We start from the raw sequence: 19647 nt of genomic DNA, 5'->3' as shown, positions 1-19647 counted from the left end.
GTTGGTTTTACACCTTGTAAGTTATGTTTAACAATTATACGCAATACATAAACAAAAGTTAAAATTTTATAATATCTTTTTTGAAATCAAACAATACGACTCATAAACGAGCCCTATTACTATTCGAGGTTTCTTTCAGTATTATATTTGATAATCCAAGGATTTGTAGTAAAATAATTCCAGGGTACACTGGCAAGATCTACTTCGGGATCTATAAAAGATTTACGTTTCTTACCATTAATAGACATGTCACTTTTAACATAAACAGATATATCTTTTCCTTTTGAGGCAAAATCTTTTTTAAGATGTTGCGCAAATTGCCACATAGCATCTGGTTTAGAAGATACAAGTCTTAATTGTTTTTTAGATAAGTATTCTCTTTTATCAATATAGGTGCGATTAGCTTTAGTGTCATTTTTATCTACAATATAAAAATTGGTTATACCTGATCGTCCTCTTAACATCATACGCCAACTTAGTCTATGTCCTTCCTCGGTCCATAGCACATCTCCAGGAATAAACCAGTGTCTTAGGGGTAATGAAATTTGTAGTACAAACCAAACTATAGTGATTGGAATTAGCACTTTTTTATAATTGGGTACAATTACCTCGCCATCAGAGTAAAATTCTTTCTTTTTCATAAAAATTCGATGTATAGTTTCTTTTGAAAAGAAAAAAACAGTAAAAGCCAAAGACATATACGGAAATATCCCGATTTGAAATACAATAGAATTAAACAAATGAAAAAAGATACTGATGAAAAAAGCAGTGAGTCTGGTTCGTTTCCATAATAAAAGAGGCACAATAAGTAAATCAAACAAAATACCAAAATACGCTACACTTACATGTGCCCAATGTCCCTGCAATAAACCACCTACAATAGGGTAGTTTGCTCTTGCCGCCATTAGATTTTTGGCTACTGTAAAATCTAACCAATCTGGATAAAATTTTGCAACTGAAGCATAGGTATATACAATCCATAGTTGAGCAATAATAAATAAGACAACCCATCTGGGCATGGATATTTTCTTGATATGTGGTTTTAATTTTACGTCTACAGAAAAATAGTTACCTGCAGGCAATACGCTCATAATAATACATAGCAGTAATAAAAGGTAATAGTGATTGTTATAAGATGCTTTTTGCATAAAATATACTCCTGCCCACATAACAGTATAGGCAATCATACTCATTCGATATCTAAAGCCCACCATTACAAGAAGGCCAAAAATCCCCATTACGGCAAAATAAAAGTACATGCCGTTACCAGGAAGTGGTTGTAAGAAGTCAAGGCCGATGAAATTAAAGGTGAAATTGGGTTCAACTAACGTACGTGTGACCCAACCTGTAAATATTGCTCCAATAGCTTCGGCAGCAATAAGAAACCCGAAGAAAACTCGAAAAATTATTAGAGAACTATTATCGATATGTGTAAACAACCAACGATTAATCATACCAAAGAATCTATATATTCGCGAGAGAAATCTTCATCTTGTTGCATGGCATCTTGAAGCTCTGCAATTGAATCAAATTTTTTCTCGTCTCGTATTCGCTTAAGCATTTGTATTTGGATCTTTTTGTCATAAAGATTGAAATCTGCATCAAAAAAGTGAGTCTCTATACTTTGTGTAGTGCCATTTACAGTAGGGTTTGTACCTATGTTCATCATACCAAAATATGTCTTTCCATCTATATGGGACTTTACAATATAAACTCCATTTTTGGGGACTAATTTATAATCTTCTGCAATGTGTAGGTTGGCTGTAGGGTAATTAAGTTTACGTCCTAGTTCTTTGCCTTTTATCACTTTTCCTGTTAACATGAATTGATAGCCCAAGTACGTATTAGCTTTAGCGACGTCTCCTTGTAAAAGTGCTTCTCGAATTTTTGTAGAACTTATAGCCACATCGTCGATATCTTGTTTAGAGATTTCTTCTACCGTAAAATCATTTTGAATGCCATAGGATGCTAAATCAGTAATATTAGAATTACGATTACGTCCAAATCTATGATCATATCCAATAATTACGTGGCGTATGTCTAGACAGTCAATTAGCATTTGTTGCACGTATTCTCCAGCGGTCAAACGAGAAAACTCTTGCGTAAACGGGTGAATTACAAGGCTATCTAAACCGGTTTTTTCTAAGATTTGTATGCGCTCCTCAATCGTGTTAATGAGTTTAATACCAGAGTCTTGTTGCAAGACCATTCTGGGATGCGGAAAGAAAGTTAGGATTATAGATTCTAAACCGTCTCTATTAGCACTTTCTAGTAAGCGTTCGATTATTTTTTTATGACCAATATGTACACCATCAAAGGTGCCTATAGTAACGACCGAAGGTCTTAGTCTTTCGTATGTTTTAGCGTCTGTATAACGTTTCAAAAAGTCTGATTTTTGATAAAATTACTATAGTTTTATGATGTTCAGTTTTTTGTTAAATGCAATAGTTTGAACATCAAAACATGATAGCTTTTTCTTGTGGTATAAAATTAAGGAAATACGATGAATTTTTGTATTTATTTTCCGTTAAAGGTGTTCATAGTATTTGCAAGTCCTGCTGTAGCAAATGATTTAATTATTGCGATTCCTATATCTAGTCGTTCTGGCATAGCTGATTCTTCTTCATTATTCCATTCTCCAAGAACATAATCTACTTGACGCCCTTTACTAAATTCTGCTCCTACACCAAATCTAAATCTGCAATATTTTGAAGTATTTAATTGTGCTTCTATATCCTTAAGGCCATTATGACCACCAGCACTTCCTTTACCTTTTAATCGTATGGTGCCAAAAGAAAGATTGATATCATCTGTAACGACTAGTAAATTTTCTAAGGGTATTTTTTCTTTCTCTAGCCAATATCTAACGGCTTTACCACTTAAATTCATATAGGTGCTGGGTTTTAAAAGAATAATTGTCCTTCCTTTAAATTTATATGTGGTTAAATCTCCTAGCTTTTGAGTTTCAAAAGTGAGTTCTTCGGCTTTAGCTAAAGCGTCTAGCACTTTAAAACCGATATTGTGGCGAGTGTTATGATATTTTGGCCCTATATTACCAAGACCAACTACAAGAAATTTTTTCATAAGGTCTTCTCGAGTTTCTTTTTCTTTTATTGAGAATAATTTTCTGATACCAGAAATCATACGCTATTTTTTAATTGAGAGAATGTTATAATTGTATGTTCATTAAACTTTGCTCTCAAAATCTGTACAAAAATAAAAAAAGCATTCTGATATCATATCAGAATGCTTTTATATGCGTATACACTTTATGATTTATGCTTCAGCAGCGGGAGCTTCCGCAGCTGGAGCTTCTCCACCTTCTTCTTCATCATCTTCATCATCTGCAACAGCAGTACGAGAAGTTTTCACCATACAAACCACAGTGTTATCTGGGTGTAGGATAGTATAATCCTCACTAGCAAGACTTGTTACTAGTAATTTGTTTCCGATTCTAAGGTTTGAGATATCTCCTTCGATTACATCTGGTAATTTTGAAGCAAGACCTTTAACTTTAATACGTCTTAGGTTAAAACGTAAAACCCCACCAGCAAGAACTCCTCTTGCATTTCCAGTAGTTTGGAAAGGAACTTCCATAGTGATTGGCTTGTCGTCAAAGATTTCAACAAAATCGATGTGTAAAATTTTATCGGTTACAGGATGAAATTGAATATCCTGTAAGATAGCATTTATCTTAGTACCATTATCCAACGCTATTACCACGGTATGAACGTCTGGAGTGTACACTAAGTTTTTAAAAGCAATTTCTGGCGCTGCAAAGTGTACAATAGTGTCTCCACCGTAAATAACACAAGGTACCTGTCCAGCATTACGTAAGGCTTTTGTTGCTTTCTTGCCTACGCTTTCTCTTTGAGATGCATTGATTGTTAATGATTTCATTTTAAAATTTATTAATTATTAATTTACTACATTATAAATTTAGAGCTGATAGATTCATTGTGATGTACTCTGTGCATCACATCGGCAAATAAATCTGCACAACTAACTACTCTAATCTTATTACTTGTTTGTTTTAGGGGAATTGAATCGGTTACAATCAATTCTTCTAATTTTGAATTTTCTAATCGCTCATATGCGGTACCAGAAAGGATAGGGTGTGTACAAATAGCTCTTACGCTTTTTGCACCACGTTCTATCATTAAATCTGCTGCCTTAGTTAAGGTTCCTGCAGTATCTACCATATCATCTACTAATACCACATTTTTTCCTGTAACATCCCCGATTAATTCCATATGAGAAATTACATTTGCTTTAGCTCTTTGTTTGTAACATATTACTACGTCACTTTTTAAAGCTTTAGAATATGCGTATGCTCTTTTAGAGCCACCCATATCTGGTGATGCAATAGTAAGGTCACTCAAATTTAGTGATTGTAAGTATGGTAAAAATATAGTTGATGCAAATAAGTGATCTACTGGTTTTTCGAAAAAACCTTGAATTTGATCTGCATGCAAATCCATAGTGATAATTCGGGTTGCACCAGCAGTTTCTAGCATTTTAGCAATTAACTTTGCTGCTATAGGAACTCTTGGTTTGTCTTTTCTATCTTGTCTTGCCCATCCGTAATACGGAAGAACGGCAGTTATATGTCGCGCTGATGCTCTTTTTGCAGCATCTAGCATTAATAACATTTCCATTAAGTGATCAGAACTAGGGTGTGTTGATCCTATAATAAAAACTCGTGATCCGCGTACTGATTCTTCAAAAGAAGGTTGAAATTCACCATCACTATACGTTGATGTTATCACATTACCAAGTTTAGCGCCATAAGCACTCACTATTTTTTCTGCAAGTTCGGTACTTTGATTACATGCGAAAAATTTGGCTTCAGGGACTGCAGTTGACATAGGGTAAAGTGTTGTATAGTAATGTGTTAAAATTTATTTTTTGAAAACAAGGTGCAAATTTAAAAATTTATTTCAACTCTTACCCTTATTTTATCACTTATTTGATGGTGAGAAACGAATATTTTGCTAATTTTGCCATCCAAATAGGCTCAAGTGGCGGAATTGGTAGACGCGCTGGATTCAAAATCCAGTTTCTTCGGAAGTGTGGGTTCGATTCCCACCTTGAGTACAGATGAAAATCCGTTATTCGTTGTAGAAACAATGAATGCGGATTTTTTCTTTTAAAGAACGTACGATTGAACAACTTTTAAGCTAAATTTTCATAAAACCCTGCAGCTTTTTCAAGCTTCCGTTTCATTCGATCTCTCAGTCTTTTGGGTTTAATAACTTCTATTGCATCTCCAAATCCTAAAATCAAGCGCTCTAATTCAAAATTAATCTGAACGAAAATATTAAAAATAATACCATCATCAGTTTTCTTGATTATTCTTTGAGAACTATGAAATGGTTTAGTGATTACATAGGGCGCATTTTTCTTGTCTACCCAAAATTGAATGCGTTCTGCTCTTGTGTTAGAAACAGTTACGCCAATAACATCTTTATAATATTCATCACCATTAAAGTTATTGTTCTTATAAGTAATTGACGTATCATAATCAATGTCGACAATTCTATCTAAGGCAAAAGTAACTATTGGCTTTTTTGCCTCTATTCCTGGTCTTCCTATTAAAAACCAACGATTATTATATTCTTTTAATATATATGGATGAAAAACAATCTCAGAAGCTTCTCTTGCCTTAAAAGATTGGTATTTTATTTTTAAAACCATTTTCTTAATGATGGCTTGATACAAAACATCTAAATGTTCTAGACCTTTTAATTTCTCATTTTTATCTAGATGAATTATGGCTGATTGATCAGTCTTTTCAGTATATACTTTATCTTCTAAACGCTGAATGATTCCGCCTAATTCAGAAAACAAAGAAAAGTCTTTAAACTGTTTTAACATTTCAACTGTTTCAGATAATACATTCATATCATTTTCATTTAAAGGAATATCTGTAATAGAATAACCCTCTTCTTCATATTTGTAATACTTCTTATTGTAAACAACAATTGGAGCATTGTAGCCTAATTTATCACTACGCATCATCTGTATATCTAACTGAACAGTTCGTTTGCTCACATTAACCGACCTTCCTTCATATTCATATAGTGTGTCTGAACATGCTTCTATCAAATCATCTAATGTCCATTGTCGATAATTATTCTGAAGACATTTATCAATGGTTTTGTAACGAATTAGAGCATTTTTGTTTAGCGCCATAAGTGTGTTTTTTTGAAAAATAAAAAATAAATATGTCTACGCAAAAAGATTGCGTATATAGATAAAATATTTGCCTAAGAATAATGAAAAAGTCTTTATATAGACTTTGTAAGTAGTGCTCCGTCAGACGAGGAAGCTGACGGAGTTTAAATTTAATTAAAATGGAAAACAAAACAAAGATTACAGGGCAGACATTAATCGAAATGGGTTTTAGATCAGCTAAATGGTTTAAAGAAGCATTAGAATATATCAATGAAAAGCAATTGAAAGGTGAAGCGTTAGATAACTATTTAGAACAATTTAAATCCCCTGATCCAATTGGTTTGCATAAAAATGAAATTCCATTCTCAATTAACATTAAAGCAGAAAATGAACTAGAAGAAACAAATGTAAATTCGGTTGTTGAAACGATGAAAACTTTAATGAAGACGCCAACATTAATTAATGGGTCAATTATGCCAGATGCATGTCCTACGGGAGGTAATGGAACCATTCCTGTGGGGGGTGTTGTAGTCGCTAAAAATGCAATTCATCCAGGGATGCATAGTGCAGATATTTGCTGTTCGGTGATGCTTACAGATTTTGGAAAAGTCGATCCTAAAACTGTTTTAGATGCAGCTCATAGTATTACACACTTTGGACCAGGTGGTCGATCTAGAGAAAACCAGTTTAGATTTTCTATGGATTTGTTAGAAGAAATTGAGTCTAACTATTTTCTAAATGATCAAAAGTGTATTTCTGCCGCTAGGTCCCATTTAGGAACGCAGGGAGACGGTAATCACTTTTTGTTTGTTGGTACATCTAAAAAAACAGGAAATACTATGATGGTTACACATCATGGTAGTAGAGGATTTGGCGCTAATTTATACTCAAAAGGAATGAAAATAGCCGAGCGTTTTAGAAAAGAATTATCGCCAGATACATTAAAACAAAATGCATGGATTCCTTTTGATACAGATGAAGGGCACCAATATTGGGATGCTTTGCAGATAATTAGAAAATGGACAAAGAAAAACCACGAAGTCATCCACGATGCTACTTTAGAGAAATTGAGTATTGATAAGGAAAATAGGTTTTGGAATGAACATAATTTTGTGTTTAAAGATGGTGATTTGTTTTATCATGCTAAAGGTGCAACCCCTCTTGACAAAAAGTTTATGCCAGATATTACAGGACCAAGATTAATTCCTTTAAATATGTCTGAACCTGTTTTAATAGTAGAAGGTGAAACAACAAACTCTAATTTAGGTTTTGCACCGCATGGAGCCGGAAGAAATGTAAGTAGAACACAGCATAGAAAAAGTAAAACAGGAACGCTACAAGAGATTTTCAATGAAGAAACTGAAGGTTTAGATATTAGGTTTTTCTCTGAGGAGATTGATATTACAGAATTACCAAGTGCGTATAAAGATGCTGAAACCGTAAGAAATCAAATGGAAGAATTTGGTTTAGGAAAAGTTATCGATGAGGTCCTACCTTATGGCTGTATTATGGCGGGGGACTGGAAGAAAAATGCGCCTTGGAAAAAGCGTAAAAGAAATAGAGCAAAATAAGAGTATAGAAATCTTGTTTGCAGTTGAATGGAGGAGTAGGGCTTGAGGCTTTGCTTCTCTAGATTTTAGAACTATTATAGCACTTAAAGAATGAATATTGAAGACCAATATACAAGATATCCAAATGGAATATCTGAAAAAAAATTATCTAATCGTTTGGGGTTATACTGGGAAGAATCGATACAAGATTGGGAATTTATAGTAGCTGATTCAGGAAGATTATCAGATTTTCTCAAAATATATCAAACTGAATTAGATAATGATAATGATAAATTTACTCTGATGAGCTTAATAGTTTCTTCTTTTGATGATGGTTTTTCTGAAGAAGATATTGAAATCAAAGAACTGTGGGAAGTTTGTAGAATCATTCTAGAAAAAGAATGCTTTTTACACTTTTCTATTATTAAGTATTGGAGTCTCTTAGAAGAAAAAGATGCGAAAAATATCTTTTCAATTACACCTTATATAAGAAAAGTGTGGGATAAGGTCGAAATGAATTTTTTTTAATTCCTTTTAGAAATTAAAAAATAATGGCATCTTTGCACTTAATAATTGTAAACAAAAACAAGTTTAGACCTATGATTAGTATACTAATTAAATATAAAAGGGATGCCGAAAAGCTATTTCTGTTGGGTATGAAATAGGTAAAAACTTTAAAAAGATATAAAATCTAAAAAGCGTCCAAGAAATTGGACGCTTTTTTTTATAATTTTTTTTCTGATTTGAGAAAATGTGAGTTTAAAGTTAAATATCAGCCTAACAGATAGTTATGAAAAGTAGCTGTTATCCGTATAATACGGACAGGGAATTTATTGTCTAAAATTAATTTAAAAGACTGATTGTCAATATATTAAAATTTATTTTTTCTTGTTTAGTTTAAAAAAACGTTATAGGTTTGCATCGCAATAAAGCACAAATAATTATAAATACGAAGTAATGATGTTATTTACCAAGTTACATAATACCATGCAGAGAGAACTAGGTTCTTTTGTGCATCTGCTTCGAGACTACTTTCCTTATTAAATAGATTGCATCTATCATATTAAAAGAGTCCGAAGCCATAAAAAGTTTCGGACTTTTTTGTATGCCATTGTAGGTCATACAAGAATCTTCACGAAACCAATAGTAAGATTAATACATGATAATTGACACGAAAGCATCTCAAAGAAAAAAGAGAGAAGGAAGTGCGTCGCATTTGGAAAAGACGTTCTGAAATCAGGAAAGAAATGCGAGAACTAGGTTATATAGAGTTAAAAAAGCCTATTCGTCATGGTTGGTTTAAAGAAATTATAATTACTCATAAAGTAGAACGATACAAGAATAAAGCAGCTATTTTAGAAGTATATGATAAGATCGAAAAAGCTTTTTGGGGTAGAACAAAAATAGAGGCACAAAAAAAGTGGCTGTATCAAACCTCAAAACACCTTATTTAGAAAGATTTTCCGACTATAAACAAAAAGCAATTTAACAAATTAAGCTTTAAGGCACAATGTATGTGTACACCATTCTACTATAAGAATGAGCGCAAAAAATTAAAACTTAGATTCTATATAAGAATACCAAAAGGAGCTTACAGAGTCAAATATACAAGAGCCTATGTAACGCATTCAAAACGCATTGATCCACTATTAGAGAGTGAGTCTGCTTTACTCGAACAACAGCTTTTAAAAAGGGGTTATTTTGAGGCAGACCAAAAATTAAATAGATGGAAAGATTATTGGTATCAATCTCATCTAGAAAAAGAAAAATTAAAGACAAAAAGAGCGCTTAAAGGCATAAAAAAATATTCGATTCAGGATATTTTAAAAGAAAAGATAACATGGGAAATAAACTAAAAGGGAAAGACTTAATAAAATTAGGTTTCCCAAAGAATAACAGTATCAATATTGCATTAGGACAAATCAATCGATACAGAAAAAGAGAAAAGAAAGAACGAATATTAGAAGAAGCAAAAGAAGTATTGCTTAATCCAGGAAAATTTCAGAATAATCCTATTTGGGGAAAAGTGGTTGAAGGTTTAATAAAACCTGTAGAAGTTAAGTTGCATCAACTAAAAAATACAAGAGCTCCTTTTACTATTTATGGCGAGAACGAAATTGATGAACAAGCAAAATATCAGTTATATGACGCCTTAAAATTACCAATAGCGGTTGCGGGAGCTTTAATGCCAGATGCGCATGTGGGTTATGGCTTACCAATTGGGGGTGTTTTGGCGACAGAAAATGCAGTAATTCCTTATGGTGTTGGCGTAGATATTGGCTGTAGGATGTGCTTAACTATTTACCCAATAAAGACATCTTACCTTAAAGGAAAGAAACATCAGCTAGAGAATATCTTGTCTAACCATACCAAATTTGGAATGTATGAAACACATGACAAAAAACATGATCATGAGATTTTTGAGAGACAAGAATTTAATGATATCCCATTGTTAAAAAGACTCAAAGTAAAAGCCTTTAAACAATTGGGAACGTCAGGAGGAGGTAATCATTTTGTAGAATTTGGAAAGGTAACTATTACAGATGTTCATAACGAATGGAATCTAGATATAGGCGAATATATTGGTGTTTTATCGCATAGTGGTTCAAGAGGATTAGGTGCAAATATTGCAAAGCATTACACCTACTTAGCTACCAAACAGTGTCCGCTACCTAAAAATGTACAGCATTTGGCATGGCTAGATTTAAACACACACGATGGGCAAGAGTATTGGTTGGCAATGAATTTAGCAGGCGATTACGCAAAAGCATGTCATGATGATATTCATTATCGTATAGGTAAATTGTTAGGGTCTAAAGCAGTGGCAAAGATTGAAAATCATCACAATTTTGCTTGGAAAGAAACAATAAACGAAAAAGAATGTATTGTGCATCGCAAGGGAGCAACACCTGCTTCAAGAGGTGAGTTAGGGATCATTCCCGGTTCTATGACAGCACCAGGTTTTATTGTTAGAGGCTTAGGAAATGACAAGAGTTTAAATTCTGCTTCTCATGGTGCGGGACGTTTACATTCTCGTAGAAAGTGTAAAGAGAAATTCACTAAAAGTGATATAAAACAGCAATTAAAAACACATGACGTTACCCTTATCGGTGGAGGTATCGATGAGGCACCAATGGCTTATAAAGACATTAAAAAAGTAATGAATAATCAACAAGAATTGGTAGAGGTACTAGGAACTTTTACACCAAAGATTGTAAGAATGGATAAATAAAAAATTATGGGAGCAAATCACAATATAAAAAGATACGGAGAACTATGGCCAGATTATAGAATAGAACATGGTTTAAAAATATTAGAACAATTAAAACAATGGATTGTAATTTCTGGAGGTTGGGCTTGGCATTTTATGTCTGAGCATAATCATACAGAATATAAGCATGCACATGATCATAAGGATATTGACATTTTTGTTAATCCGAAACACGTACCACAAGTTATGAGCGTTCTTTTAGAACAGGGATTTCAAAAAGTATGGACACGATATGATTATTTGCCAAGTCAAGAGAATTTTAGACGATATGAAAAAATAGACTGGTTAGAAAGTGGTAAACAGATTCGAATCACTATTGATTTTTTCGAATCTGCGTCTGTAGAAACAATTACTGTTAATGGATGGACAATAGTAGCACCTAAAACTTTATTAGGCTATTATTCAAGTATTCATTCTAGCGATAAATGCTGGGCAGTGAAGGCAGCATCAAAATTGTTAAATCAGGGTAAAGATCCTGTAGGGAATACATTGCTATCAAAAAAACCTTTAAAATGAAAACAAAAATAATACAAATAACATCAGGTAGAGGACCTGTTGAATGTTGTTGGGTTGTAGCTCAAGTTTTAAAATATTTTATCGAAGATATAAAAGTAGCAAGGATAAAATATACACTTTTACACAGGGAAGTTGGTGCCGAAAACGGAACGCTACAATCTGCAACTATTCAATTAAAAGGAAATGGATTAGAACCTTTTTTAAAAGATTGGTTAGGTACGATACAATGGATAGGAAAATCATCATTTCGAAAGTTTAATAAACGTAAAAACTGGTTTATAGGAATTCATGAAATTGAAGAAACAGAAAAAATGCTCTTAAAAGAAAATGAAATAAAATTTCAGGCTATAAGGAGTTCGGGAGCAGGAGGTCAGCATGTTAATAAAGTGAGTTCGGCTATAAGGGCGATTCATACAAAAACTGGCATACAAGTTTTGGTGATGGACAGTAGATCGCAACATCAAAATAAAAAGATAGCTTTAAAACGATTGCAAGAAAAGGTGGATACATATAATAATGAACAGTTAAAAATATTGGTTCAGCATCAATGGGGAAATCATCTCAATTTAGAAAGAGGAAATCCTACTCGTGTTTTTACAGGAAGCGATTTTAAAAAACAGAAAATAAATAAAAGTTACAAGTCTAAACGACAAGAATCTAGAAACAATTTAAGACAGGAAAAATGGGATTAATAAGGGCAGATAGTTACTGTGAAAAAACAAAGGTTGCAGTAGCTAGTTTTTGTCGTTTGGAAATGAATCTGTGAAGCACAATGATTTACATATGATGTAAATCATTGTGCTTTACTTTATTTGTTGTGAGAATTTTATGCAGATAAAACATTTTACTTTGATCATATGTGTAAGAATCTTGTCTTGAAGATTTAAAAGAAGTATTATAAAAACTGGTATAGTGATACACAAAAACTATGGTGTTTCTTGTTGTAAGGTAAATCTGTGTCGATGTTTAGTTCAAAGGTTTTTAAGCAATCTCTAAAGGATATTCATATATTTTTTATATTATTGTATACCGTATACGAGAATTGTATACGGTATACAAAGTGTTATTTGCATGGATAAAATTTTCAACAATGAGTTAAGTGCTCAGGCTTATAAAAGAGTAAGAGCGATGATTATATCTAAAGAACTAGCTCCTGGACAAAAAATAGTTCAGGATAAGTTGGCCGAAACTTTAGGGATTAGTAGAACGCCTTTAAGATCTGCATTACAAATGCTAGAAGGTGAGGGTTTAATAGTTTCTATACCCAGAAAAGGAGTCATTGTAAAGGAGTTTTCTGATATAGAGATCGTAGAAATTTTCGATTGTAGAATGGCTTTAGAAGGAACAGCTGTTAGACTGTTTACAAATAATGCAGGGCCAGAAGAAATAAGCGAGCTTAAAAAAATATTTACACCTTTTTTGGAAGGAGATATCGATAATTCCTTATATCAGAAAGCAGATGCAAAATTTCATAATACCATAATGAAAGGAAGTGGAAATGGGTTTTTAAACAGGCTTTTTCAACAAGGTAATTTGTTAGTGTGCATGGATTTGATAGGCTTGCTAAGATTACCAAAAGAGACACTATCTGAACATATCGCTATTATTGAAGCTATAGAAAAAAGAGACGCTGATTTGGCAGAATCAATGGCCAAAGAACATTTAAATAAGACAAAGCAGCTAATTTTAAAAAAAATAAATGAATAAAAGAGCCTCTTTTTTTCCTGTCAGGTATCGAATGGTCTTAGGGACTTTTATCCTATCGATGATAGTGCTTTTTGATAGAATACTAATTTCTGTGGCAAAGGATCCAGTAGCAAGTGATCTATCTCTATCTGATAAAGAAATGGGATGGGGGCTGTCTATTTTTGCACTTGGTTATGCTCTTTTTCAAACACCTTCAGGATATTTGGCGGATAAGTATGGGGCTAGAAAAGTATTAACAGTTGTAGTAAGTATTTGGTCCATATTTACCGCGATTACAGGAGTAGTATATAATTTTTTCGCACTATTAATAGTGCGTTTTCTTTTTGGAGTGGGAGAAGCAGGGGCCTTTCCTGGTATGGCACGTGCCATTTTTAAATGGATACCTGTAAAAGAAAGAGGTTTAGTTCATGGTATTAATTTTTCAGGAGGACGAATAGGGGCCGCTATAGCCTTGCCTATAGTTGCTTGGTTAATTAACCTTGTGGGTTGGAGAATGAGTTTTGTAATACTTGGAGGAATAGGTGTTTTATGGGCGTTAATTTGGTTTTGGTGGTACAGGGATAATCCTAAAAATCATAAATCCATGACCATAGAAGAACTTGTAATTATAGATGAAGGGATACAAGAAAAAGGCAAAAACAAATCACCAATACTTTTTAAAAGAATGTTTGGGTCACGTACCATGTGGTTACTCATGATACAATATTTCTGTAGCAATTTTACCTTTTTCTTTTGTCTTACATGGTTATTTCCATATTTGAAAGCAAAATATAATCTGGATGTCGTTGAAGCTGGTTTTTATTCTTCAGCTCCATTTATTTTTGGAGCATTAGGAAATTGGTTTTCAGGCTGGATGGTTGATTTTGTGTATAAAAAGAATAAATGGGGATTATCTAGAAAACTACCTGCAATTATTGGGTTTACACTTGCTACTATTGGTATTATTGCTAGTGTTTATATGAATGAAGTGAATGGTGCGGTTATTTTTATATCATTGGCGGTTTTTGGGGCCGATATGACATTAAGCCCTTCATGGTCTACATGTTTAGATGTAGGAAAAGAACACTCAGGTACTGTGAGCGGAACTATGAATATGGCCGGCAATCTCGGATCTTTTTTTACCGCTTTAGCGTTTCCATATATGATGGCTTTTGCGGGTTCGCATACGCCATTTTTCTTTTTAGCAGCGGGTTTAAATTTAATTGCAATTCCGATTTGGTTATCTATTAAACCAGAAAAAGCATTGCACCTAACAACATAAAAAAGAGTATAACAGAATGATAAAGTTTGAAGAATTTAAAGAAGTCTGTCAGAAATCAATCAAAATGATTGAAGAAGCCGGCATACTACTTACACAGGATGATAAAAAGAAAATGACAGCTGCGGATTTTGGATTAAATCATATTAAAAAAGAGGGAGTTCAAATATTAACCATGTTTCAGACAGGAAGAATTGCAGGTAAAATATTGGTGTTATTACCAAATCAAACAGAGCCAGAACATTGGCATCCAACGGTGGGTGATGATCCAGGAAAAGAAGAAGTGATTAGAGCAATTAGTGGTGAGTTATATTTCTACATTCCAGGAGAAAATACTATGAAACACGGTTTCATAGTAGATGACAAAGACGATTGTTATACCATGCGTAATGAAATCGTAATGAATCCTGGAGATCAATTAGAACTTCCGGCAGGAACTAAACATTGGTTTCAGGCAGGTGAAAAAGGAGCAGTTATGTATTCATTTTCAACTACAGTCACAGATTTAAACGATCAATTTACAGATCCGAATATAGTTAGAGACACTATAATTGAAGAAGCACCAAGTAGTGCGTATTAAATTAAAGATAAAAATAAATGAAACAGAGTATAATAACAGCGTTTTTAAGTAAAACACAAGATAGGTTTTCAGAATACCAGAAGCCTACTGGTTTAAAAGAAAGGTTAGAAATTGTTCAAAAAATAGATGGTGTAACAGGTGTCGAAATTGTATTTCCTTATGAAACAGAAGAGGCAGATTCAACAAAAAAGTTAATGCAAGATATGGGGTTGGAGTTTGCAGCTGTTAATGCCAATATCAAGAAAGAAACAAAATGGGTTCCTGGGGCATTATCAAGACCAAAGGAGAATTTGAGAACCGATGCAGTTCAAATGATTAAAGATGCAAAAGATTATGCTATAGCAGTGGGAGCACCTTTAGTTACATGCTGTCCTTTATCAGATGGATATGACAATCTATTTCAAGTGGATTATCAAAAAGGATGGAAATATATGATAGATGCTTTCGCAGAAGCTGCAGATTATAAACCAGAAATGCCTTTGTTTGTAGAATATAAAATTAATGAGACTCGAGTAAATTGCTTTTTAGATAGTTGTGCCAAAACGATTGTATTCTTAAAAGAAGTTCAAAATGCGGCTACAGGAATAACAATAGATTTTGGTCACGCGCTACTTGCCAAAGAAAATCCAGCAGAGATACTGGCATTGTGTGAGCAATCAAATATCGATTACTACCTACACACAAATGATAATGACTGGCAGTTTGATTGGGATTTGATAGGCGGGTCAAGAAACTTTTTACATACCGTTGAGTTTTTCTTTTATGCTAAAGAATTTGGTTATGACAAATACTTTACTGCAGATGCTTCACCAAGAATTTTTGATATGCTTGGTTTTTTCAGAGAGCATGCAGAAATGAACAAAGCCATTTGGAATATTGTAGAAAACTTAGACAGAGATAAGTACAGACGCTTAATGCATGAGGAAAAACATATGGATCTAATGCAATTAGTAAGAAAAGAAATTTATAGACTGTAAAAATGCCAAAAACAACATTTAAAATAACGTATAATGAGGCTAAGATGTTGATGAATGAAGCTGTTAAATCTGCGAATCATCATAATGTACCCGGAGCTATAGCTATTGTAGATGAAGGAGGTCATCTTCTCTTATTAGAAAGCCTTGATAATACGATGAGTAGCGCTTCTAAAATTGCGATAGGAAAAGCAGCAACGGCGGCGGCATTTAAAAGACCTACAATGGATATTGAAAAAGTTGTACTAGAAGGAAGAACACCTATGTTAGTACTAGATAGTGTCACAGTAGAATCATACGTTCCTTTAAAAGGTGGATATCCTATTTGGTATGAAGGAAAATTAGTAGGTGCCATAGCTGTAGCAGGTACTATGGATGCAGAAATGGACGAAGTAGTGGTTTTAGAGGCATTGAAGAATAAGACTTGGTAAATTGTATTCGGAGAATAAAAATAGAGTATTAAATACATCAAAGAGATTCATTTAGGATACAAAGAATTAAAAATCATGAAACGAAGTTTTTATTTACAATATATTGCATTGGTTATTGTAGGATTGTTTTTGCTACAAAGTTGTGATGACAATCAACAATGGGAAATTGTTCCGGCAAAAGGGATTCCTACTGCGAGGCATGAAGCAGGTTTAGTTGCTTATAAGGATAAAATTTTATTAATAGGGGGGAGAAGAATTAATCCTACCGACGTATTTGACACAAAAACGAATACTTGGATAGCAAAATCACCAACACCAATAGAACTACATCATTTTCAACCTGTGGTGGTGGGTAATGCTATTTACCTAGTCGGAGCAATGACAGGAGAATGGCCAAATGAAAAACCTCTTGATAAAGTTATTATTTATTATCCAGAAGAAGATAGATATGAATATGGCCATCCAATACCAAAAAATAGACGTAGAGGAGGGGCCGGAGCCGTGTATCATAATAATAAAATTTATCTGGTTGGCGGTATTACAAACGGTCATGTAGACGGATATAAATCTTGGTTTGATACATATGACCCTAAAACAGGAGAGTGGCATGTGTTACCTAATGCACCTGATGCACGAGATCATTTTCAGGTCGCAGTAGCTAATAATAAACTATATGCTTTTGCAGGTCGCAGAACCTCTAAGGCAACAGATCAGGATATGGCTCTAACCAGTAGTTATGGAAATGTATATGATTTTGATGCACAAAAGTGGGAACCTGTAACCAGTGATTTAGCAATACCTACCGAAAGAGCAGGCAATGGTATTTTTGCATGGAATAATGAAATTGTAATTGGAGGAGGAGAAAGTGTTGCCCATGAGAAAGCACACGCCGAGGTAGAAGCGTATAATACAATAACTAAATCATGGAATAAATGGCCATCTTTACTAAATGGTCGTCATGGCTCGGGTTTTGTAATCGTTGGAGACTATGTATATACAGCATCAGGTAGTGGTAATCGAGGAGGAGGCCCAGAACTTACTTCGATAGAGCGATTAAAATTACCCAGAAAAGGACACAATGATAGCGATGTAGTTAACACAAATCGAAAAACTGTTTATAAACAATGGCATACGGTAACCCTACCATTTAAAGGACCAGAAACATCAGAAAAAGCAATAGATAATCCATTTTTAAATTATCGTTTAACGGTAGAATTTAAGCATGCAGAAACAAAGCGTACTATAAGAGGGTTTTATGCAGCAGATGGGAACGCAGCAAACACTAGTGCAGATAGTGGTAATATCTGGAAAGTTAGGTTTACTCCAGATGTAATAGGAGAATGGACATATTCAGCAATACTACACCATGACGACAGTATTGGGTTGGATACTAATCTCACTAATGGGACCAAAGTTGATATATCTAATGCAAATGGTAGTTTTATTGTTTCTAACTCAGATAAAAGTGGTGTTGATTTTAGAGCAAATGGTATGCTTGAGGTGTCTAAAGGATATTTTAAATTTAGAGATTCAAAAAAATATTGGATCAAGGGTGGAGCAAATAGCCCAGAAAACCTATTAGCTTATGTAGATTTTGACGATACGTATCGCCTTAAAGCTTCAGAAAAAGATGGAGAGGCAAGTACCACTAGCGAAATTCATACATATCCAAACCACTTAAAAGATTGGAAACCGGGAGATGCAACATGGAAAGATAAAAAAGGAAAATCATTAATTGGGGCATTAAATTATTTGGCTTCTAAAGGAATGAATGCTGTTTATTTTCTAACCTTGAATATTTTAGGTGATGGTAAAGATGTATGGCCATACACAGATTCAGAAACATTTGACCGTTTTGATGTTAGTAAATTATCACAGTGGGAAATAGTATTTGAACATATGCAATCTAAAGGGATTATGTTGCATGTAGTATTACAAGAAACTGAAAATGAAACAATGTTAGATGGAGGAGATACAGGACCATTAAGACAGTTGTATTACCATGAATTAATAGCTAGATATGGTCACCATTTAGGATTAATCTGGAATTTAGGAGAAGAAAATGGCTTAGCTCCTTGGACACCAATAGCACAAAATGATAAACAAAGAAAGGATATGGCAAAGTTTCTTAAAGAGACAGACCCATACAAACATCCCGTATTACTGCATACACATTCTGAAGACCCTCATAGATCAGTAATTTTAGATTCTATTTTAGGTTTTAAATATTTAGATGGTTTATCTCTACAGCAATCCGAGCGCGAGCATGCTCCCGAAGTTTTAGAAACTTGGAGAAATAAAGCTAAAGCGGCCAAACAAGATTGGTTGATTACTATGGACGAAATAGGACTTTGGCATACAGCAGCATTACCAGATAATCAAGATATCAATCATAATACATTAAGAACGTATGCCCTTTGGGGAACATTGTTATCAGGAGGTAGTGGTGTAGAATGGTATTTTGGGGCAAAACATCCTCATAATGATTTAACATCAGAAGATTGGCGTCAAAGAGATAGACTTTGGGAGCTAACAAATTATGCTACTACTTTCTTTCAGAGGTATTTGCCTTATTGGGAAATGGAACCAGAGCATACACTTGTTAATTCCAAGGAAGCTTATTGCCTTAGAAAAGAAGGAGAAATATATGCAGTATATCTAGCAAGCTCTGGAACATATACCATAGATTTAAAAGATGTCGAGGGAACATTTTCCATACATTGGTTTGATCCGCTAGAAGGAGGAGAATTGCAAAATGGTTCTGTAGAAAAAATACATGGAGGAGGTATAAGAACAATAGGAATTCCTAAGAGTAAAAATCAGCAAGATTGGGTTTGTCTTATTAAAAAGATTAGTGATAAAATTTAATTTTCAAAAAATAAGTGATGCTGTTTCTTAACGGCCTCATAACTATTATTTCGTCCCTTAAAGATTTAGAAAAAGTATATAAGGCTAGCCACAGTCTTATATACTATTGTGACTGATTTTTAAGTATCTTCCTGTATTCATTACATTCAAGCACACTAACTTCTGTGATTACTTTCTTATTGTCGGAAATGCTATAGCATGTCGGATTTCTTCTATTATTCTGTCGAAAATGTTTACAGGTTTACCGCATTTGTGCTAGCTATGAAATAGCATTGCTCTCTAACTTTGATTCATCAAGAATTAATATATCATAAG

General features: G+C 33.8%; 19 protein-coding genes and 1 tRNA gene. 14 read left to right on the top strand and 6 right to left on the bottom strand.

Features of this window, described 5'->3' with window-relative positions; translation table 11 throughout:
• Window positions 1–119: 119 nt before the first annotated feature.
• The 5 genes from AWE51_RS10955 to AWE51_RS10935 form a co-directional block, all read right to left on the bottom strand.
• The gene (locus tag AWE51_RS10955) at window positions 120–1454 is read right to left on the bottom strand and encodes an HTTM domain-containing protein (protein ID WP_066313441.1); all 1335 of its coding nucleotides are present in this window, start codon (window positions 1452–1454) and stop codon (window positions 120–122) included.
• Window positions 1451–2383: a bifunctional riboflavin kinase/FAD synthetase gene (locus AWE51_RS10950; protein ID WP_066313439.1), complete on the bottom strand. Its 933-nt coding sequence runs from the start codon at window positions 2381–2383 to the stop codon at window positions 1451–1453. Before AWE51_RS10950 ends, AWE51_RS10955 begins: the two co-directional genes overlap by 4 nt.
• A gap of 134 nt (window positions 2384–2517) precedes the next feature.
• Window positions 2518–3144: an aminoacyl-tRNA hydrolase gene (gene pth, locus AWE51_RS10945; RefSeq protein WP_066313437.1), complete on the bottom strand. Its 627-nt coding sequence runs from the start codon at window positions 3142–3144 to the stop codon at window positions 2518–2520.
• Between the two features lie 132 nt (window positions 3145–3276).
• Entirely contained in the window at window positions 3277–3900 is a 624-nt protein-coding gene (locus AWE51_RS10940; RefSeq protein ID WP_066313435.1) for a 50S ribosomal protein L25/general stress protein Ctc, read from the bottom strand.
• Window positions 3901–3926: 26 nt separating this feature from the next.
• Window positions 3927–4868: a ribose-phosphate pyrophosphokinase gene (locus tag AWE51_RS10935; RefSeq protein WP_066313433.1), complete on the bottom strand. Its 942-nt coding sequence runs from the start codon at window positions 4866–4868 to the stop codon at window positions 3927–3929.
• A gap of 147 nt (window positions 4869–5015) precedes the next feature.
• Between AWE51_RS10935 and AWE51_RS10930 the strand changes: the two genes are divergently transcribed.
• Window positions 5016–5097 (top strand) — tRNA-Leu (locus tag AWE51_RS10930).
• Window positions 5098–5175: 78 nt separating this feature from the next.
• On the opposite strand, the gene AWE51_RS10925 is transcribed toward AWE51_RS10930, so the two are convergent.
• Window positions 5176–6195 (bottom strand): helix-turn-helix transcriptional regulator, encoded by a 1020-nt coding sequence (locus AWE51_RS10925; protein WP_066313431.1) that lies wholly within the window; start codon window positions 6193–6195, stop codon window positions 5176–5178.
• Between the two features lie 161 nt (window positions 6196–6356).
• Here AWE51_RS10925 and AWE51_RS10920 point away from each other — a divergent pair, with 161 nt between their 5' ends.
• The 13 genes from AWE51_RS10920 to AWE51_RS10860 all read left to right on the top strand — a co-directional run bounded on the left by AWE51_RS10920 (window position 6357) and on the right by AWE51_RS10860 (window position 19332).
• Entirely contained in the window at window positions 6357–7748 is a 1392-nt protein-coding gene (locus AWE51_RS10920) for an RtcB family protein (RefSeq protein WP_066313430.1), read from the top strand.
• Window positions 7749–7838: 90 nt separating this feature from the next.
• Window positions 7839–8255, top strand: a complete 417-nt coding sequence (locus tag AWE51_RS10915; protein ID WP_066313428.1) for a hypothetical protein — start codon at window positions 7839–7841, stop codon at window positions 8253–8255.
• 638 nt (window positions 8256–8893) lie between these two features.
• Window positions 8894–9181: a hypothetical protein gene (locus AWE51_RS10910; protein ID WP_066313426.1), complete on the top strand. Its 288-nt coding sequence runs from the start codon at window positions 8894–8896 to the stop codon at window positions 9179–9181.
• A gap of 60 nt (window positions 9182–9241) precedes the next feature.
• Window positions 9242–9583, top strand: coding sequence for a hypothetical protein (locus tag AWE51_RS10905; protein WP_066313424.1), 342 nt, complete (start codon window positions 9242–9244; stop codon window positions 9581–9583).
• Entirely contained in the window at window positions 9568–10959 is a 1392-nt protein-coding gene (locus AWE51_RS10900) for an RtcB family protein (protein WP_066313421.1), read from the top strand. Before AWE51_RS10905 ends, AWE51_RS10900 begins: the two co-directional genes overlap by 16 nt.
• A 6-nt stretch (window positions 10960–10965) precedes the next feature.
• Window positions 10966–11514 (top strand): hypothetical protein, encoded by a 549-nt coding sequence (locus AWE51_RS10895; RefSeq protein ID WP_066313413.1) that lies wholly within the window; start codon window positions 10966–10968, stop codon window positions 11512–11514.
• On the top strand, window positions 11511–12206 hold the full coding sequence (gene prfH, locus AWE51_RS10890) for a peptide chain release factor H (protein WP_066313411.1): 696 nt from the start codon (window positions 11511–11513) through the stop codon (window positions 12204–12206). The genes AWE51_RS10895 and prfH overlap by 4 nt, the downstream gene beginning before the upstream one ends.
• A gap of 379 nt (window positions 12207–12585) precedes the next feature.
• Entirely contained in the window at window positions 12586–13221 is a 636-nt protein-coding gene (locus tag AWE51_RS10885) for a GntR family transcriptional regulator (protein WP_066313409.1), read from the top strand.
• Window positions 13214–14482: an MFS transporter gene (locus AWE51_RS10880; RefSeq protein WP_066313407.1), complete on the top strand. Its 1269-nt coding sequence runs from the start codon at window positions 13214–13216 to the stop codon at window positions 14480–14482. The genes AWE51_RS10885 and AWE51_RS10880 overlap by 8 nt, the downstream gene beginning before the upstream one ends.
• A gap of 16 nt (window positions 14483–14498) precedes the next feature.
• On the top strand, window positions 14499–15059 hold the full coding sequence (locus AWE51_RS10875; RefSeq protein WP_082832402.1) for a D-lyxose/D-mannose family sugar isomerase: 561 nt from the start codon (window positions 14499–14501) through the stop codon (window positions 15057–15059).
• A 17-nt stretch (window positions 15060–15076) separates the two neighbouring features.
• Entirely contained in the window at window positions 15077–16036 is a 960-nt protein-coding gene (locus AWE51_RS10870; protein ID WP_066313404.1) for a sugar phosphate isomerase/epimerase family protein, read from the top strand.
• A 2-nt stretch (window positions 16037–16038) separates the two neighbouring features.
• Complete coding sequence (locus AWE51_RS10865) at window positions 16039–16464, top strand: GlcG/HbpS family heme-binding protein (RefSeq protein WP_066313399.1); 426 nt, start codon at window positions 16039–16041, stop codon at window positions 16462–16464.
• 75 nt (window positions 16465–16539) lie between these two features.
• Window positions 16540–19332 carry a Kelch repeat-containing protein gene (locus tag AWE51_RS10860; RefSeq protein ID WP_099098782.1) on the top strand — a complete coding sequence of 931 codons (2793 nt, stop codon included), beginning with the start codon at window positions 16540–16542 and terminating at the stop codon, window positions 19330–19332.
• Window positions 19333–19647 lie beyond the last annotated feature (315 nt).

The sequence above is a fragment of the Aquimarina aggregata genome (assembly GCF_001632745.1).
Lineage (GTDB): Bacteria > Bacteroidota > Bacteroidia > Flavobacteriales > Flavobacteriaceae > Aquimarina > Aquimarina aggregata.
The sequence above is the reverse complement of the archived record's forward strand: the minus strand, read 5'-3'. Positions and strand labels throughout refer to the sequence as shown.

Bases quoted from the DNA above. Each gene is read 5' to 3' on its own strand.
- AWE51_RS10955 (WP_066313441.1), bottom strand. From the start codon at position 1,454: ATGATTAATCGTTGGTTGTTTACACATATCGATAATAGTTCTCTAATA.
- pth (WP_066313437.1), bottom strand. From the start codon at position 3,144: ATGATTTCTGGTATCAGAAAATTATTCTCAATAAAAGAAAAAGAAACT.
- AWE51_RS10940 (WP_066313435.1), bottom strand. From the start codon at position 3,900: ATGAAATCATTAACAATCAATGCATCTCAAAGAGAAAGCGTAGGCAAG.
- AWE51_RS10935 (WP_066313433.1), bottom strand. From the start codon at position 4,868: ATGTCAACTGCAGTCCCTGAAGCCAAATTTTTCGCATGTAATCAAAGT.
- AWE51_RS10925 (WP_066313431.1), bottom strand. From the start codon at position 6,195: ATGGCGCTAAACAAAAATGCTCTAATTCGTTACAAAACCATTGATAAA.
- AWE51_RS10920 (WP_066313430.1), top strand. From the start codon at position 6,357: ATGGAAAACAAAACAAAGATTACAGGGCAGACATTAATCGAAATGGGT.
- AWE51_RS10915 (WP_066313428.1), top strand. From the start codon at position 7,839: ATGAATATTGAAGACCAATATACAAGATATCCAAATGGAATATCTGAA.
- AWE51_RS10905 (WP_066313424.1), top strand. From the start codon at position 9,242: ATGTGTACACCATTCTACTATAAGAATGAGCGCAAAAAATTAAAACTT.
- AWE51_RS10900 (WP_066313421.1), top strand. From the start codon at position 9,568: ATGGGAAATAAACTAAAAGGGAAAGACTTAATAAAATTAGGTTTCCCA.
- AWE51_RS10895 (WP_066313413.1), top strand. From the start codon at position 10,966: ATGGGAGCAAATCACAATATAAAAAGATACGGAGAACTATGGCCAGAT.
- prfH (WP_066313411.1), top strand. From the start codon at position 11,511: ATGAAAACAAAAATAATACAAATAACATCAGGTAGAGGACCTGTTGAA.
- AWE51_RS10885 (WP_066313409.1), top strand. From the start codon at position 12,586: ATGGATAAAATTTTCAACAATGAGTTAAGTGCTCAGGCTTATAAAAGA.
- AWE51_RS10880 (WP_066313407.1), top strand. From the start codon at position 13,214: ATGAATAAAAGAGCCTCTTTTTTTCCTGTCAGGTATCGAATGGTCTTA.
- AWE51_RS10875 (WP_082832402.1), top strand. From the start codon at position 14,499: ATGATAAAGTTTGAAGAATTTAAAGAAGTCTGTCAGAAATCAATCAAA.
- AWE51_RS10870 (WP_066313404.1), top strand. From the start codon at position 15,077: ATGAAACAGAGTATAATAACAGCGTTTTTAAGTAAAACACAAGATAGG.
- AWE51_RS10865 (WP_066313399.1), top strand. From the start codon at position 16,039: ATGCCAAAAACAACATTTAAAATAACGTATAATGAGGCTAAGATGTTG.
- AWE51_RS10860 (WP_099098782.1), top strand. From the start codon at position 16,540: ATGAAACGAAGTTTTTATTTACAATATATTGCATTGGTTATTGTAGGA.